This is a genomic window from Chryseobacterium sp. PET-29 (assembly GCF_025736815.1).
In the GTDB taxonomy this organism is placed as follows: domain Bacteria; phylum Bacteroidota; class Bacteroidia; order Flavobacteriales; family Weeksellaceae; genus Chryseobacterium; species Chryseobacterium nepalense.
Window position 1 is genome coordinate 2,009,257 of the sequence record NZ_CP107053.1, and the last position, 15,616, is coordinate 2,024,872.

A 15,616-nucleotide genomic window follows, 5' to 3' on the forward strand; every position below is an offset into this window, starting at 1 on the left:
GTTTCATATAATCGATGATGATAATCTTAAGCTTCGTTAGAAGGATTCTGATCTCCGGCAGGTTTCTCGCCTTCACCCTCTGGTCTTCTGTTGCCTTCTGGTCTCGCCGGTCTGTCAGGTCTGTTCTGACCTTCCGGTCTAGGACCTCTTTGCTCACCTTCCTTTTTCTCAGGTCTTGGTGGTCTTGGCAAAAGAACTTTTCTGGAAAGCTTCATTTTCTTACGGTCGTCATAACCCATAAACTTTACTTCCACTTCATCTCCTTCTTTGTAAGGTACTTTATCAAGACGAGCCCACTCGATTTCCGAGATGTGAAGAAGTCCTTCCGTTCCTTTTGCGATCGCTACGAAGGCACCAAAATCCATGATCTTAACAACCTTTCCGTTATATACCTGTCCTACAACCGGTACAAAAGTGATCTCATTGATTTTCGCCACAGCAGCATTGATCTTCTCTCTGTCAGTACCTGCAATTTCAATACGTCCGATTTCTCCGATCTCTTCAATCGCGATCACCGTATCCGTATCTTTCTGCATCTGCTGAATGATTTTTCCACCAGGCCCGATTACCGCACCGATGAAGTCTTTCGGAATTTCCATTACCACCATTTTCGGAGCGTGAGGTTTTACGTCGGCTCTCGGTTCAGCAATTGTTTCCGTGATTTTATTTAAGATGTGTAATCTTCCGTCTCTTGCCTGCATCAACGCTTTTTCCATGATATCCATAGAAAGTCCCTGGATTTTGATATCCATCTGGCAGGCCGTGATACCGTCTGCAGTTCCGGTTACTTTAAAGTCCATATCTCCCAGGTGATCCTCATCTCCTAAGATATCAGAAAGTACGGTAAATTTACCGGATTTCGTATCCGTGATCAATCCCATTGCAATCCCGGAAACAGGTTTTGTAATCTGCACCCCTGCATCCATCAATGCCAATGTTCCTGCACAAACCGTTGCCATGGAAGACGAACCGTTGGATTCAAGAATATCGGAAACAATTCTGATGGTATATGGATTTTCTTCAGGAATTACAGCCTGCAGTGCTCTCTGAGCTAAGTTTCCGTGTCCTACCTCTCTTCTTGAAGTTCCTCTTAAAGGTCTTGCTTCTCCTGTTGAGAATGGAGGGAAGTTATAATGAAGGAAGAATTTCTCATCGTGCTGAGAAATTACACTGTCTACCATGTTGGCATCTTTTACAGAACCTAAAGTTACCGCTGTTAAAGACTGGGTTTCCCCTCTTGTAAAGATCGCAGAACCGTGTGCTCCCGGAAGATAATCAATTTCAGACCAGATCGGACGGATCGTTTGCGGATCACGGCCGTCAAGACGGATATTGTCTTCAAGGATCATCTGGCGCATAGCCTCTTTTTCTACATCGTGGTAATATATTTTGGCGAAAGGTGTTACTCTTTCCAGCTCCTCAGGATTATCCACGTACTGAGCCAGGAATTCATCAAGAACAGCCTTGAATTTTTCGTGTCTTTCTTCTTTTGCAGAAGGTGTTTTTGCTACTTCATATACTTTGTCGTAGCACTCTTTCCACACTTTTTCACGGATAGCCTCCTCATGAACTTCGTGGGAATATTCTCTTTTAGGGAAAGCCTTACCTACTTTTTCAGCTAATCTTTCCTGAGCTTCAATTTGTTTTTTGATTTCAGCGTGTGCGAAGATAATGGCTTCCAGCATTTCCTGCTCGGAAATTTCTTTCATCTCTCCTTCTACCATTACGATAGAATCTTTAGTAGCTCCCACCATGATATCCAGCTCAGAATCTTTCAGCTGCTCATAACTTGGGTTAATAGCCAGCTGGCCGTCAAATCTTACCACTCTTACTTCAGACATCGGTCCGTTGAAAGGAATATCGGTAATGGCAATGGCTGCAGAAGCCGCCAAACCTGCCAGATCATCAGGAATGGTTTTCCCGTCGTAAGAAATAAGTGAAATCATTACCTGAACTTCCGCGTGGAAATCTTCAGGGAAAAGCGGACGCAGCACCCTGTCTACCAGACGCATCGTTAAAATCTCCTGATCAGAAGGTCTTGCTTCTCTTCGGAAAAAGTTTCCCGGAATTCTTCCTCCTGCATAAAATTTTTCTCTGTAATCTACCGTTAACGGTAAAAAATCCACACCGGGATTGGCTTCTTTATTGGCAACAACAGTCGCTAAAAGCATTGTTCCGCCACATTTTACGACTACGGATCCGTCTGCCTGTTTTGCCAGCTTCCCCGTTTCAATAGTAATTTCTCTGCCGTCTGCAAGAGTAATCGTTTCTGTAAACGCTTGAGGTATACTCATAAAAAATTGTCTTCTTGTACCCCGTATTGAGTACGATTAATATTTAAACTTTTTAAATTTTCGATGCAAATTTAATGTAATTATTTGGATCTAGCACCGCTTCCGGATAAAATCCATATCAAAATGGTTACTAATTTATGTTTTCAGTAACTAGCGCTCATTTTTCCGGGTAAATAATGATTATTGCAGAGATCCAAAAAAAATGAATAGGTGCATTCTTTTACCAATTAAAAATGCAAAAAAAAAAGCAGCTTCTTCCGAAGCTGCCTCTTGAAAATCTTTGTAGATTACTTTCTTAAACCTAATTCAGCAATAATTGCTCTGTATCTTTCGATATCTTTCTTTTTAAGATAATCTAATAATCTTTTTCTTTTACCTACCAGTTTCACCAAAGATCTTTCTGTGTTGTAATCTTTGTGATTGCTCTTCAAGTGAGCAGAAAGGTGGTTGATTCTGAAAGTGAAAAGTGCAACTTGTCCTTCAGCACTCCCTGTGTCTTGTGCAGATTTTCCGTGTTTTGCGAAAATTTCCTGCTTTTTTTCTGTATTTAAGTACATTCCAATATTATTTAAATGATTATTATGTAACGGCTGCAAAAGTACGATATTTTTTTGATTTTACAAACATTATTGATTTCATAAATTGATTTTGATAGAAAAATATGTTAAATATTTCTTAAAAAAAATTATGATATCGTGTTAAAAGGCAGTACTTTTGCATGGTATTCATGATGAGAAATTCTACTGTTTTCATACTATTCGCCATTATTATCTTTTCAGGCTCTTCTTTGCTGAAAGCGCAAAATAACCATGAGGCAAAGGTAAAGCGAATACTTTACTTCAATCCCCAGGTAGAACCCGATATTGAAGAAATTAAAGAACCCACCAACACAGCCTTTTTCAGTGCTGTTTCCGATAATCTGAGCGAAAGGAAAAACAAAATGCTCAAAACCGAAACTCAGATTTCGTTTGACAGCATCGATAAAAAAACCATTTCAGATTACTGCCTGAATAATGATGCAGATTTCGCTGTCATACCCAAAGTAAAATATTTTAAAGTAGGAATCGGGAAATATGTTTTTTCCAACCAGGTGATCGTGAGTATGAAACTTTTCGATGCAGAGGGCAACCTCATCACGGAAACAGACTATGACACCTACAGAAAAAATATGCGGCTTTTAGGATCTACGGTAAATTCCGTAAAGATCGGTACTAACGGGGCTATTAAAGACATCCTGAAACAGCTTCGAAAAATAAAACCTTCCGCAGAAAACGGTTTTTAGCCATTCAATCAAAAATTTTTTCACCAATCTTTTTTTAAATCTCTAATTGATATTATGCATATCATTGAATTTCATGAAATTATATTCATTACATGGTGAATAATTTAATTTATTTTAGTATTTTTAAATAAACAATTCATTCAAACTATCTCAATTCAAAATTCTTCTTACACTCGCAGTTTTTGTGGGTGTTTTTTTATGTATAAAATTTTCACACTTAATTTAGATAATAGATGCACGAGTTTAATTAATCCTTAAATTTAAAGCAGTATTCTCTTGTTTTAAAAATTTGAGTTATTTTTGCATAGCCAAAAAATAACGTTTTGAATTCTAAGGACGAACTTATCTTTAACCCCGCCGACATTGCCGAAACTCTTAGCGAACTTCACGCTGACGAGAGGCTTTTGGCGTTCCTGAAAGTTCCGAAAGAATACAAAGCAGAAGTTTTTTCTCACCTGGATCCTGATTTTCAGGAAGAAACAATCCGCAGTATCGGAAGTGATGAAGTGTCCGAAATCCTCAATGCGATGACCCCTGACGACAGAACAGCATTGTTTGAAGATTTTCCGGATGAGCTTATTAAATATTCCATCAATCATCTGAATCCTCAGGAAAGAAGAATTGCCCTGAAATTATTGGGTTATGATTCTGATTCTATTGCCCGACTGATGACGCCTTATTATATCCAGATCCGTAAAGAATGGACCATTAAAAGATGCCTTCAGCAGATCAAAAAAGTAGGAAGCAAGGTAGAAACGATGAATTATCTTTATGTAGTGGACGAAAGAAACCGGCTGATCGATGACATTGCTTTAGGAAGTTTATTGCTTGCCGAAGAAGACACCATGGTTTCCGAGATCACCGATAATCATTTCGTAGCTATTACAACTACCACTTCAAAAGAAGATGCCGTTCAGTATTTTGAGAAATATGACAGGGCTGCGCTTCCTATTGTTACCGAATCCGGAGTTCTGGTAGGCATTGTAACAATTGACGATATCCTTGACCAGATTGAGCAGCAGAATACGGAAGATATCCAGAAGTTCGGGGGACTCGAAGCGTTGGATGTTCCGTACACCCAGACTTCTCTTATAGAAATGGTAAAAAAGAGAGGAATGTGGCTGATTATTCTTTTCTTTTCTGAAATGCTTACTGCTTCGGCGATGGGATATTTTGAAGATGAAATCCAAAAGGCAGTTGTTTTGGCATTATTTGTTCCTTTAATTATATCCAGTGGCGGGAATTCAGGTTCCCAGGCTGCAACATTGATCATCAGAGCGATGGCCCTTCAGGAAATCGGGCTGAAAGACTGGTGGTATGTAATGCGAAAAGAAATATTCACCGGGCTTTTCCTTGGTGGTATTTTAGGAATTATCGGCTTTTTGAGGATTATGATCTGGCATAAAGCAGGCTTTTTTAATTATGGCATGTATTGGCCTTTCGTTGGACTAAGTGTGGGCGTTTCTTTGGTAATGATCGTACTTTGGGGAACTCTTTCCGGCTCTATGGTTCCGTTTATTCTTAAAAAACTAAAACTTGACCCCGCTACTTCTTCGGCTCCATTCGTTGCAACTTTGGTAGATGTAACGGGACTTATTATCTATTTTTCTGTTGCCGGACTTTTCTTAACGGGTAAACTTTTGTAATTTTAGGCAACGTCTAAAATATCATTATGAAGGTTATTTCTCTTGTCCCATCTATCACCGAGGCTTTATTTGATCTTGGCTTAACTGAAAATGAAGTCATTGGCAGAACAAAATTCTGTATCTATCCTTCTGAAAAAGTAAAAAATATACCTGTTATAGGCGGTACAAAGAATATTAATATTGAAAAAATAAAAGCTTTACAGCCTGATCTGATTTTAGCTAACAAAGAAGAAAACGTAAAAGAGCAGGTTGAGGCATTAATGGACGATTTTAAGGTAATTGTTACGAATGTTGAAAATATTGAGGACAATTATTATTTACTTAAAACTTTAGGCAGGTTATTCAACAAAGAAGAAAAAGCGCAATGTTTTAATCTCAAAATTTATGATATTCTGAATGAGGCCAAAGTTAGCTCCAGGGTTAAGGTTGCGTATCTTATTTGGAAAAACCCTTATATGACGATAGGTTCGGATACGTTTATTCATAAAATTCTTGGTGAAATTGGTTTTGAAAATATTTTTAAGGATCGGAATCGCTATCCTGTTATTGAAACCGAAGATTTAAAAGAAGCTGAAATTATCATGCTTTCTTCCGAACCTTTTCCTTTTAAAGAAAAACATATAGAGGAACTGAAAGTATTTTATCCTGATAAGAAAATCATGATCGTGGATGGGGAAGCTTTTTCATGGTACGGAACTCATATTGCCAAATGCGAAAGCTATTTTAAAGAACTGATTGCTGAAGTGGAAGCAATTAAAATGTGATCGATAAGATTGCAGCTATTTTTTTTATTTCCCACAGATTTCATGAATTACATAAATACGAGGGTAGCTTAACTTATTTTTATAATCGATTAATGCTTTATAAATAGTATTTACCACGGATGTCACTGATTTACACGGATGGTATTAAGCGTATGATTTTTGTTAATCTTTTTAGCTCACGCGGATTTCACTGATTACGCAGATAATAATTAATAGAAATTAGTCAGGTAAAAATTCGAAAGAAAAAGAACGAAAACTAAGAGACTCCGGCCCTTCGGGCCGGAGTCTCTATTTTAAGCAAAAATTTTAACTACAAAATCTTGGAAACCTCGTTGCAAAGCCATTCCAGCAATTCTTTATCTTCATTCGTGAATGGATCAACGGTATGGGAATCGATATCAATCTGCCCGATGTTTTTCCCGTCTTTAAAAATAGGAACAACAATTTCCGCTTTTGTATCAATGGAGCAGCTTAAGTAATTGCTTTCCTCATTCACATCCGGAACTACAAATGTTTCATTGGAAACGGCTACCTGTCCGCAAATCCCTTTACCATAAGGAATGATGGTATGATCGGTAGGAGCTCCTACGTAAGGACCAAGTTTTAACTCATCTTTATCTCCGTTTTTAAAGTAAAAACCCGTCCAGTTGAAATAAGAAATTTCCTGATCTAAAAGATGGCAAACTTTTTCAAGTTTTTCTTCCGTATTATGTTTTGGACTTTCCAGGATGGATAAAAGTCTTTTTTTTAATTCTGACATTTTTATATTGTTTAAGAGAATTGTTTTAGTGAAAATTCTTCTTTATACCCGAACATTCCGCGTTCTTTGATCATTTCTGCAACGCCTTCAGGAACCTGTGTTTCCCAGCCTTTGATATTACATGCAATTTTTTTAAGAATATCCCTTGAGTAAATTTCCAGATATTCCGGATTGTAATTGGTAATATCCACAATACGCTCGTTATGTTTGAAATATTTATACAGTTCCTTCAGATTTTCTTCCACTTTTAATGTAGAAGAGTCTAAAAGTTCATGTGTTTCAGGGTCTTTGTAAGGATAAAGATATACTCTCATTCCATTTCTGAAGAACTTTCCGAAAGCCTCAAGAATTCCTCCTGAGAGGTCTTTATAATATCTTTCATCAAAAACCATCAGAAGATTATTTACCCCCATCGCAACACCAATATTTCCGCTTGTATAGGAAGCAAAATAATCAATTAGACGATAATATTCCGAATAATTGGAAACGATAACGGTATAGCCGAGCTTGCCGAGAATATCTACCCTGTCCAGGAAATCTCTTTCATCAATATCGCCGTCTGCACGAAGATTTGAAATGGTTATTTCAATGAGAACTTCAGTTTCGTCGGTTGTACATATCGCATCTTTAAGAAACATATCGAGTCCGTTTTTCAGCATATCGATATTTACCTTTGTTACGGGCCTGAAGCTTCCTCTTACGGCAAAAATATTTTTTTTGTACAAAACATCTGCAGGAAGCATATTGTTGCCCTCTGAATTGAAAATCACCGCATCGGTCATTCCGTTTTTAACCAATTGTAAAGACATCAGCCTGTTATCAACATAAGTAAAAGCCGGTCCGCTGAAATCGATCATATCAATTTCAAGGTTATCTTTAGCTACATCGTCGTATAGAGATTCTATTAAATTCCTTGGATTGTCATAATAATGAAACGCCCCGAAAATAAGGTTTACTCCAAGATTACCAAGGGTTTCCTGTTGTAACGTGGCATCATTTTCCTTAAATTTTACGTGAATTACAATTTCGTTGTAATCTTCATTTTCATTCGCCTGAAAACGTATTCCTACCCAGCCGTGACCTTTTACTGTTTTATCAAAATTAATGGTGGTAACAGTATTGGCGTAAGAAAAGTACTTTCTGTTCGGGTGGTTTTCCCTTGAAATCCGTTCTTCAATCAAAGCGACTTCATAGCGAAGCATTTTTCGAAGCCTGTTTTGGGTAACGTATCGGTTTTTTACTTCTTTTCCGTAGATTGCATCACTGAAATCTTTGTCGTAAGCCGACATTGCCTTAGCGATTGTACCTGAAGCTCCCCCTGCTCTAAAAAAGTGCCGAACAGTCTCCTGCCCTGCTCCAATTTCCGCGAAAGTACCATAAATAGTAGGATCTAGATTAATTGTTAATGCTTTTTGTTTAGGAGTTAGTTTCTGATACATTAGGACATTAAATTTTTCGTAAATTTACCAAAATTAAAACAACCTCAAAAGAAATGAAGTTGAAATTTTTAGGAACGGGAACTTCCCAGGGTGTACCCGTGATTGGCTGCACCTGCGAGGTATGCACTTCAGAAAATCCCAAAGACAGCCGTCTCAGATCTTCTGTCATGGTGACCACCGATGAAAGTAAAAAAATACTGATTGATTGCGGTCCCGATTTCAGACAGCAAATGCTTGCTAATAAAGAAAATACGGTTGATATAGCTTTGCTTACGCATGAACATAATGACCATGTGATCGGTCTTGATGACATGCGCCCTCTGATTTTCAAAACAGGAAATGACATGCCTCTCTATTGCTATTCCAGAGTGGGAAATGAAGTAAAAAAACGTTTTCCTTACGCATTTGCTGATGAAAGATATCCCGGAGCTCCTGCTTTTGAGCTTCATGAAATTGAGAACAGTCCCTTTACCGTTTTAGATACAGAAATTACTCCGGTTGAAGTAATTCATTATAAAATTACCGTTTTTGGCTATAAGTTTAAAAATCTCGCGTATATTACTGACGCAGGTTTTATTTCCGACACGGAAAAAGAAAAATTAAAGAATCTGGATGTATTGATTTTAAATTGCATCAGGAAGTTTGATCCGCATCCGGCACACTTTATCCTTCCGGACATCCTTAAACTATTTGAAGAACTGAAACCTAAGCAATTATTTTTAACACACATCAGTCATCATTTGGGTCTGCATGATGTTGAAGACAAACAACTTCCATCCGGAATACATCTTGCCTACGATGGTCTTGAGATAAATTTTTAATTTTTTTGCTTAATTTTTTTTCGGTATTCATAAAAAGTTTCTATATTTGCACACCGATTCAAACACGGAAAAACAGTAGCCCAGGTGGCGGAATTGGTAGACGCGCTGGTCTCAAACACCAGTTCTTAGGAGTACCGGTTCGATCCCGGTCCTGGGTACATAAGCCAAATGGCGCCAACTAAGTTGGCGCCATTTATTTTTAACTATTTTCAGATAATAGTTTTATAATATTATTCATAGTTTATTTCCGGGAAGCAAGATTAATTAGCCATCAACAATAGTAAGAGCATATCATTAAACCTTTTATCAGAATTTTTAAATTGTTTGTGCATTCAGTTATTTCATTTTAATCTTTTATTTTTCTATATCTCAAATTATGTTTTATGGATTTTATCCTGATTAATATAGATATAATTGAGCATGCAGAATGTTGCGATCGCTCCGAAAGTATGCCATAAAAAATGCGTTCCAAATGAAAACCACCCCCATTGATCAGCTATACGAAATATAAGCGCCAAAACAAAAGACAAGAGAGCAAAACCTACCCATTTACCGGCTCTCCAATGAGTATACATCAAATACTTTACTACCGAAAAAAGCACCAGGGAAGCCATCATCGCATAATTTAGATTGATAAAAAGAAAAGGGTTATCTGCAAAAAACCAGTTTCTTAAGCCAAACATCAGCAGTAAATATCCCATAACCATTAAAACCGCATAATACCATCGGGTACTTTTAGCCAGAAAATAAAATCCGGCAGATATGCAAAGGAACATAATGGGCATCCAATCCATTAAAATAAATACCGGCCATTGCCTGAATGAGTGGTAAATGGTTCCGCCTAAAGCTCCAATGTACAATAAAATCAAGCAATAGGCTAAAAAAGGATATGTTTTAAAATCCCTACCGATCTTAATTGTCCAAAAAACAGCTATTGCTAAAAAGAATATGGAAGTAACGGCATTTAATGGCTCGGGAAAAAGATGAGCCATATTGGTTTCTGTGTAAATTATGCCTCCATCAGGAGGTAATTTATTTATCGGCATTGTTTTTTGTTTTATTTATAGTTTGTATCTGTAAGAGTAAACACAAACCATTTATAGTTAAAGGTAAAGAATATTAAACTATTTATATTTAATAAAATGATAATTTACTTTATTGACGAGACTATTGGTGTGGATCCTGTGAAAAAAGTTAGCAAAAAAAAATATTTAAACTTTTTCCGATACAGTTCCGATATCAAATTTATTAAATTCACTTTTTAACTTATAGCTGTATTTTCTGCTTTTCAAAAGATATAAATGAATTTCGAATTTTATCATTTTTTTTAATTTGTTTTCTTTACCGTTTTCAATCTTTATCAGAACATTTTTTTGAAAACACTCTTTTTCATAGTCGAGAAAAGTCTTAATTATTTCTTTATGTTTTGAATTAATTCAATTTATTTCCATATTTCGTGATAATAATATCCGTAAAAACCACAAAGTAATAATCACCTTAAACATGCATGATTACAGCAATTTCAAAGATCTATATGCAGAAATTACTTTGCGATAATCCTAATTAAAAAGACGATTTAAATAAAAAAAATCACTAATAATTGACTTTTTTTACATTTAATTTTAATATATTTGAAATAGTTTCGCTTTAAACAATTTTTCAATGACAATTGAGTGCACGCAGTTTAAATTAAAAATAGCAGTTAAAGGAAGCTAAAAAAATCATTCAAAATATTAAATTCAACACTATGAAACTTCAAAGTTTAAAAAATGAAAAATTCGGTAAGTACTCTAAAAACACTTTGGAAATAACTGAATTAATTAAAGGTGGTTTAGCTGGTAACACGAGCACATCAAGTTCTACTACAAATGAAAGTACATTCGATACAGATAGTGCTTGTCCTGACTGTGAAAAAGATCCAAACCCAGGGACCAGTATTGGCTTTGATCCTGGATTCAGTATTGTTAAATCAGGAAAATAACATTTAAATCATTCAGCCTTAAATATTTAGTTTATTGTAATAAATTATATTTAAGGCTTTTTATTTGTAATTATAAACTTGATTCGAAATTGAAAAAAACTATTTTAATACTAAGTCAAAAGTCTGACATTTCCACCAATAGAGTGATTGATTACTTATTATCCTATAAAAAAAAATTTTACAGAATAAATATAGATTCTGATAAGCTCGTTGATGTATGCCTGCATTTTGAAAATGGAAAAGTGGCAAAATTTATTCTTTATTTTGAAGGCAGAGAGCCATTAGATTTAAATGACATTTACTCATGTTGGTATCGTAGAGGTGGTATTCCCATGTTTCCTCTACCCGAAATGCAAAATATTTATGATCTTTTTAAAAGTGAAAAAATCTCTCTTAAATCCCGTGAACATTTATTTGAAGAATCCCGTGAATTGCACGAATATATACATTGGTTTATAGAAAATAACAGTGAAAAGATCATTGGCCGCCAGTCTACTGCGCATATTAATAAATTAAAACAACTTAGCTTGGCAAGTGAATGTGGTCTTCTGATTCCTGAAACTAAAATTTTGACAAATTTTAAAAATGTTAAAAAGAATAAAATCATAACAAAGAGTATTCAGGACATTCTTCATGCCCAGGATGAAAAACACCGATACATGTATTTTACCGAAGATGTTCCTGAAGATGACATCAATGATACGAATCAATTTTACCCCAGTTTATTTCAGGATAAAATTGAAAAGCAGTATGAAATCAGGATTTTTTATTTACATGGCGTTTGCTACAGCATGGCAATTTTTAGTCAGAAAGATACTAAAACCCAGACTGATTTCAGAAAATATAATTTTGAAAAGCCCAACAGGACTGTCCGGTATAAATTACCGGCCGACATTGAGCAAAAAATAATTTCGTTCATGAATAAAATCAACTTGAATTGCGGCTCATTGGACTTCATCTATACCATGGGAAAATATTATTTTTTAGAAGTAAATCCGGTTGGTCAATTTGGATGGGTATCCCAATCATGTTCATATAATTTAGAATCCAAAATAGCAGAATATTTATCTAACTAATTGCAAAATGACAAAACTACCATATATCTACCGGTATTTAACGAAGATTAAACTCAATATAGACAAGAAAAGACAAGAAGCTTTTACAATTGATGATTATAACAGCACTTATTGCGTACCCGAAGGTGGCGCTAACCGACCAATAAGTAAAATTATAGATTTAAAAAAATTAAATGAAGACATAAACCTTAAAGACAGATAATGGATTATATAATTTTAAAAGAAAAGTTTTTACAATTATATTCCTTGTGTCTTATGACAAAAGGGGTAAACAGATCCGTAATAGTTGATACCCAAAGAGAAGAATGGTATCATATTCCAAATTCTTTACATGATATTTTATTAAATTATAATAATCAAAAATTAGAAAAACTTTTTAATGATTTTAAAGACGACGGTGAGATTATCATCGAATACCTGGATTTTTTATATGAAAATGATTTAATATTTTTCTCCGAGTCAGCGGATAATTTTCCGCCGTTGGAGGATTTTATGGAAAGTCCTTCGATTATTGAAAGTGCAATTATAGATTTTGACAGCAGATCTCAGAATTTACAATTTATAGAAGAAATCTTTTCAGACTTAGAATTGCTTGGCTGTAAAAATTGTCAGTTCAGGTTTTTCCATTCTCCATCAAAATCGGAGATATTTAAAATTATTACCCTTCTCAGCAAATCAAGAATTACTTCTTTAGATTTCATTATAAAATATGACGAATCATATAGTATTGATTTTTTACTGGAACTAACAAAACAAAACTTAAGAATTAAAAGCATTTTTATTCATTCAACACCCTTTAATAAGATAGAGATTATCAATGCCAAATATTTTTCATATATGGGTAATGTTGTTTTTATAATGCAGGAAATTAAAGATGAAACACACTGCGGTAAGATCTCAACGGAATATTTTACTACAAATTTTAAAATGTTTAATGAGTCTATAAAATACAATTCATGTTTATATAAGAAAATTGGTATTGATACAAACGGCAATATTAAAAACTGCCCAACCCTTGCAACCTCTTTCGGCAACGTACAGCAAAACAGGCTATCTGAAATTGTCATCAAAGAGTCATTTACAAAAATATGGAATGTAAATAAAAATCAGATAAATGTTTGTAAAGACTGTGAATACAGAAATATTTGCAGTGACTGCAGAGGTTTTTTAGACGAAAACCGACTTTATAATGATAAGCCTCTGAAATGTACATATGATCCTTATAATAATGTATGGAGAGAGTAATGAATAAATTGGCGCTTAATTTTATTTTTAAAAATGAAGAACATGTTATAGAGAGAATGCTTGATAGTAATTTGCATTTGGCTGATCTTGTCGTTTGTGTTGATACTGGTTCTACGGACCATACGGTACAATTGATTGAAAACTGGGCAAAAAAAAATAAAATACAGGTATTTATCTTCTATAAAGCTTTTGATTGCTTTGACAGCTGCAGGAATTTTGCTTTACATAAATTAAGGGAAGTTATCCGAAGTCTAGGCTGGAGCAGTAAAGAAACTTACGGCTATTGGCTTGACTGTGATGAAGTTGCCACACATAAAAATTTTAAAAAGGAAGAGCTCAGTCATGATGCATACCTTTCCAAAGTTTATCTGAACGGTGATGTTTTCTCAAGATTAACGTTTCTAAAATTAGAAACTCCTTTTTTTTGGTACGGTCCGGTTCATGAATATTTAAAGTGTGAAAAAACCTTCACTTCAGAAATAAGCGAGAATTTTAAAATCCATGTCTATAATGACGGCAACTCCTGGCAAAGTAATTTGACAGAAAAATATTTAAGCCATGCAAACATTTTAGAGACCCATTTGCAGAAGGAGGATGTAAAAGATAGGCCGAGATGGCTTTTTTATCTGGCTCAGAGCTATTACAGCGCCGCTCTTTATGCGCATGATCAGGAAGAACGTATGGATAAATTAAATAATGCTTTACAGATTTATAAAGAAAGAATGGCCTATACAAATGAAGGGTATAGTGAGGAAGTATTTTATTCCCAATATATTATTGCCCACATTTCACATTTATTAAATAAAAACCCGGATATTGTGCTGGAAGAATATAAAAAAGCCTCATCTATTGATCCGCAAAGGGCGGAGCCTTTATATAAGATCATTTCTCATCATTTTGATAATGAAAATTTTGATCTTGCTTACCAATATTCTAAAAAATCCCTGAAATTATATCATTGTAAAAACCCTTTTCCATCAAAATTACTTTTTATTGAATCTGAATTATACAACTGGAAGCTGCTGTACATGCATGTAAGGATATGTATAAAAACCAATTTAATAGATCAGGCAAAAAAACAACTTGGAAAATTAAATAAATTAACACAAAAAAATCCGGAATTTTTTAACGGACATGATATTGATAATATAAAAGAGATCAACAGGTTTCTTGCCTATTTTTAATGATTATCTGAAGGTAGCAACATTCATTTACTCAAGTAATACAAAATTAAACCATCTCACATTATGCTAAAACACATTTTTCTTATTCTATTAATGAGCGGTTTTTTCTCTTCCGCACAAACACACCGTTTTATTTACGAGCTACAATTCAAGCTGGACTCTACTTCTGCAGATTATGTAAAAACAAATATGGTCTTAGATATCAATCCTACTGATGTCAAGTTTTATGAATATAAATTTCTCAGAATGGATTCAATAAATAAGGCGAACCATAATTACCGATACCGTACCTGGGGTTTCCAAAATATTATCACAAGAGACCGTAATTCTTTTAAAAATAAAAATTTTGAAAATATAGATGATCTTTTTGTGTACCAGACAGATGATTCTATGAAATGGAAATTAAGCAATGAAACAAAAATGGCTGATAAATACTTACTCCAGAAGGCAACCACAAATTTTGGAGGAAGATTGTGGACTGCTTGGTTTTGCAAAGATATTCCTTTCAATGAAGGTCCTTATAAGTTCCGTGGATTACCCGGGCTGATATTTGAAATTTATGATTCAAAAAAACAGTTCAGATATAATATGGTACAGTCGAAGATATTGGAACAAACTTATGACACAACAGGTTTTATAGAAAGCTATGGCGGTAGTAAACCTTTAGAAGTGAGCGATAAAATAATTCAGCAGAAAAAACTGGAACAATATAACGATCCTTTAAAAGATTTTATGACACAATTTGATAAAGATCCAAATGCACAGTATTTTTACAGAGGTACACAAATTACAAGCAAAGACCAGCTAAAGACATACGAAAAACAAATCCGCGAAACATTATTAAGAGAGAACAATCCTATTGAAATTAATAAAGCTATTCATTATTCCAAAAAATGATGATTTAAAGCTGGATCAACATATTTAAGATTGCAATTAATGATAAAGCGCTGTTTCAGATAAACTTTGGATTTTATTTGTTCATCGTCTTTCAGTACGGTCATGTTTTAAGACTTTTACATTTATTTCTGTCATTAATATTTCTTATAATGTTATGTAACAATTATATGGTAGGGCATTTTATATTCTAAAAAATATCAGAAAGCTGGTCACAATTAAACATAATT

The 15,616-nt window shown here is 34.7% G+C and carries 14 protein-coding genes and 1 tRNA gene; 10 read left to right on the plus strand and 5 right to left on the minus strand.

Features of this window, described 5'->3' with window-relative positions:
- Window positions 1-26: 26 nt before the first annotated feature.
- Together ODE14_RS08760 and rpsO are read right to left on the minus strand one after the other, a co-directional pair.
- Window positions 27-2,294 (minus strand): polyribonucleotide nucleotidyltransferase, encoded by a 2,268-nt coding sequence (locus ODE14_RS08760; protein ID WP_263603774.1) that lies wholly within the window; start codon window positions 2,292-2,294, stop codon window positions 27-29.
- A 287-nt stretch (window positions 2,295-2,581) separates the two neighbouring features.
- The gene (gene rpsO / locus ODE14_RS08765) at window positions 2,582-2,851 is read right to left on the minus strand and encodes a 30S ribosomal protein S15 (protein ID WP_066440668.1); all 270 of its coding nucleotides are present in this window, start codon (window positions 2,849-2,851) and stop codon (window positions 2,582-2,584) included.
- A 170-nt stretch (window positions 2,852-3,021) separates the two neighbouring features.
- On the opposite strand from rpsO, the gene ODE14_RS08770 reads away from it, so the two are divergent.
- From ODE14_RS08770 to ODE14_RS08780, 3 genes are all read left to right on the plus strand, one after another.
- Window positions 3,022-3,576 (plus strand): pyruvate decarboxylase, encoded by a 555-nt coding sequence (locus tag ODE14_RS08770; protein ID WP_263603775.1) that lies wholly within the window; start codon window positions 3,022-3,024, stop codon window positions 3,574-3,576.
- Between the two features lie 323 nt (window positions 3,577-3,899).
- The gene (mgtE, locus tag ODE14_RS08775) at window positions 3,900-5,222 is read left to right on the plus strand and encodes a magnesium transporter (RefSeq protein ID WP_263603776.1); all 1,323 of its coding nucleotides are present in this window, start codon (window positions 3,900-3,902) and stop codon (window positions 5,220-5,222) included.
- Between the two features lie 26 nt (window positions 5,223-5,248).
- Window positions 5,249-5,986 carry an ABC transporter substrate-binding protein gene (locus ODE14_RS08780; RefSeq protein ID WP_263603777.1) on the plus strand — a complete coding sequence of 246 codons (738 nt, stop codon included), beginning with the start codon at window positions 5,249-5,251 and terminating at the stop codon, window positions 5,984-5,986.
- 310 nt (window positions 5,987-6,296) lie between these two features.
- On the opposite strand, the gene ODE14_RS08785 is transcribed toward ODE14_RS08780, so the two are convergent.
- Together ODE14_RS08785 and ODE14_RS08790 are read right to left on the minus strand one after the other, a co-directional pair.
- Window positions 6,297-6,746: a GAF domain-containing protein gene (locus ODE14_RS08785; protein WP_263603778.1), complete on the minus strand. Its 450-nt coding sequence runs from the start codon at window positions 6,744-6,746 to the stop codon at window positions 6,297-6,299.
- Window positions 6,747-6,757: 11 nt separating this feature from the next.
- Complete coding sequence (locus ODE14_RS08790) at window positions 6,758-8,185, minus strand: TonB-dependent receptor (protein ID WP_248391910.1); 1,428 nt, start codon at window positions 8,183-8,185, stop codon at window positions 6,758-6,760.
- Between the two features lie 53 nt (window positions 8,186-8,238).
- On the opposite strand from ODE14_RS08790, the gene ODE14_RS08795 reads away from it, so the two are divergent.
- Window positions 8,239-9,006, plus strand: a complete 768-nt coding sequence (locus ODE14_RS08795; RefSeq protein WP_248391909.1) for an MBL fold metallo-hydrolase — start codon at window positions 8,239-8,241, stop codon at window positions 9,004-9,006.
- A gap of 78 nt (window positions 9,007-9,084) precedes the next feature.
- A tRNA-Leu gene (locus ODE14_RS08800) sits at window positions 9,085-9,164 on the plus strand.
- A gap of 216 nt (window positions 9,165-9,380) precedes the next feature.
- Here ODE14_RS08800 and ODE14_RS08805 read toward each other — a convergent pair.
- The gene (locus tag ODE14_RS08805) at window positions 9,381-10,052 is read right to left on the minus strand and encodes a hypothetical protein (RefSeq protein ID WP_263603779.1); all 672 of its coding nucleotides are present in this window, start codon (window positions 10,050-10,052) and stop codon (window positions 9,381-9,383) included.
- A 701-nt stretch (window positions 10,053-10,753) separates the two neighbouring features.
- On the opposite strand from ODE14_RS08805, the gene ODE14_RS08810 reads away from it, so the two are divergent.
- The 5 genes from ODE14_RS08810 (at window position 10,754) to ODE14_RS08830 (ending at window position 15,389) form a co-directional block, all read left to right on the plus strand.
- Complete coding sequence (locus tag ODE14_RS08810; protein WP_263603780.1) at window positions 10,754-10,987, plus strand: hypothetical protein; 234 nt, start codon at window positions 10,754-10,756, stop codon at window positions 10,985-10,987.
- 89 nt (window positions 10,988-11,076) lie between these two features.
- Window positions 11,077-12,063 carry a grasp-with-spasm system ATP-grasp peptide maturase gene (gene gwsG / locus ODE14_RS08815; protein ID WP_263603781.1) on the plus strand — a complete coding sequence of 329 codons (987 nt, stop codon included), beginning with the start codon at window positions 11,077-11,079 and terminating at the stop codon, window positions 12,061-12,063.
- Between the two features lie 201 nt (window positions 12,064-12,264).
- Window positions 12,265-13,308, plus strand: a complete 1,044-nt coding sequence (gene gwsS, locus ODE14_RS08820; RefSeq protein WP_263603782.1) for a grasp-with-spasm system SPASM domain peptide maturase — start codon at window positions 12,265-12,267, stop codon at window positions 13,306-13,308.
- The gene (locus ODE14_RS08825; RefSeq protein ID WP_263603783.1) at window positions 13,296-14,492 is read left to right on the plus strand and encodes a glycosyltransferase; all 1,197 of its coding nucleotides are present in this window, start codon (window positions 13,296-13,298) and stop codon (window positions 14,490-14,492) included. Before gwsS ends, ODE14_RS08825 begins: the two co-directional genes overlap by 13 nt.
- A 63-nt stretch (window positions 14,493-14,555) precedes the next feature.
- Window positions 14,556-15,389 carry a GLPGLI family protein gene (locus ODE14_RS08830; RefSeq protein WP_263603784.1) on the plus strand — a complete coding sequence of 278 codons (834 nt, stop codon included), beginning with the start codon at window positions 14,556-14,558 and terminating at the stop codon, window positions 15,387-15,389.
- Window positions 15,390-15,616: the final 227 nt, after the last annotated feature.

Coding starts and splice junctions, on each gene's coding strand:
- ODE14_RS08760 (WP_263603774.1), bottom strand. CDS start 2,294: ATGAGTATACCTCAAGCGTTTACAGAAACGATTACTCTTGCAGACGGC.
- rpsO (WP_066440668.1), bottom strand. CDS start 2,851: ATGTACTTAAATACAGAAAAAAAGCAGGAAATTTTCGCAAAACACGGA.
- ODE14_RS08770 (WP_263603775.1), top strand. CDS start 3,022: ATGATGAGAAATTCTACTGTTTTCATACTATTCGCCATTATTATCTTT.
- ODE14_RS08780 (WP_263603777.1), top strand. CDS start 5,249: ATGAAGGTTATTTCTCTTGTCCCATCTATCACCGAGGCTTTATTTGAT.
- ODE14_RS08785 (WP_263603778.1), bottom strand. CDS start 6,746: ATGTCAGAATTAAAAAAAAGACTTTTATCCATCCTGGAAAGTCCAAAA.
- ODE14_RS08790 (WP_248391910.1), bottom strand. CDS start 8,185: ATGTATCAGAAACTAACTCCTAAACAAAAAGCATTAACAATTAATCTA.
- ODE14_RS08795 (WP_248391909.1), top strand. CDS start 8,239: ATGAAGTTGAAATTTTTAGGAACGGGAACTTCCCAGGGTGTACCCGTG.
- ODE14_RS08805 (WP_263603779.1), bottom strand. CDS start 10,052: ATGCCGATAAATAAATTACCTCCTGATGGAGGCATAATTTACACAGAA.
- ODE14_RS08810 (WP_263603780.1), top strand. CDS start 10,754: ATGAAACTTCAAAGTTTAAAAAATGAAAAATTCGGTAAGTACTCTAAA.
- gwsS (WP_263603782.1), top strand. CDS start 12,265: ATGGATTATATAATTTTAAAAGAAAAGTTTTTACAATTATATTCCTTG.
- ODE14_RS08825 (WP_263603783.1), top strand. CDS start 13,296: ATGGAGAGAGTAATGAATAAATTGGCGCTTAATTTTATTTTTAAAAAT.
- ODE14_RS08830 (WP_263603784.1), top strand. CDS start 14,556: ATGCTAAAACACATTTTTCTTATTCTATTAATGAGCGGTTTTTTCTCT.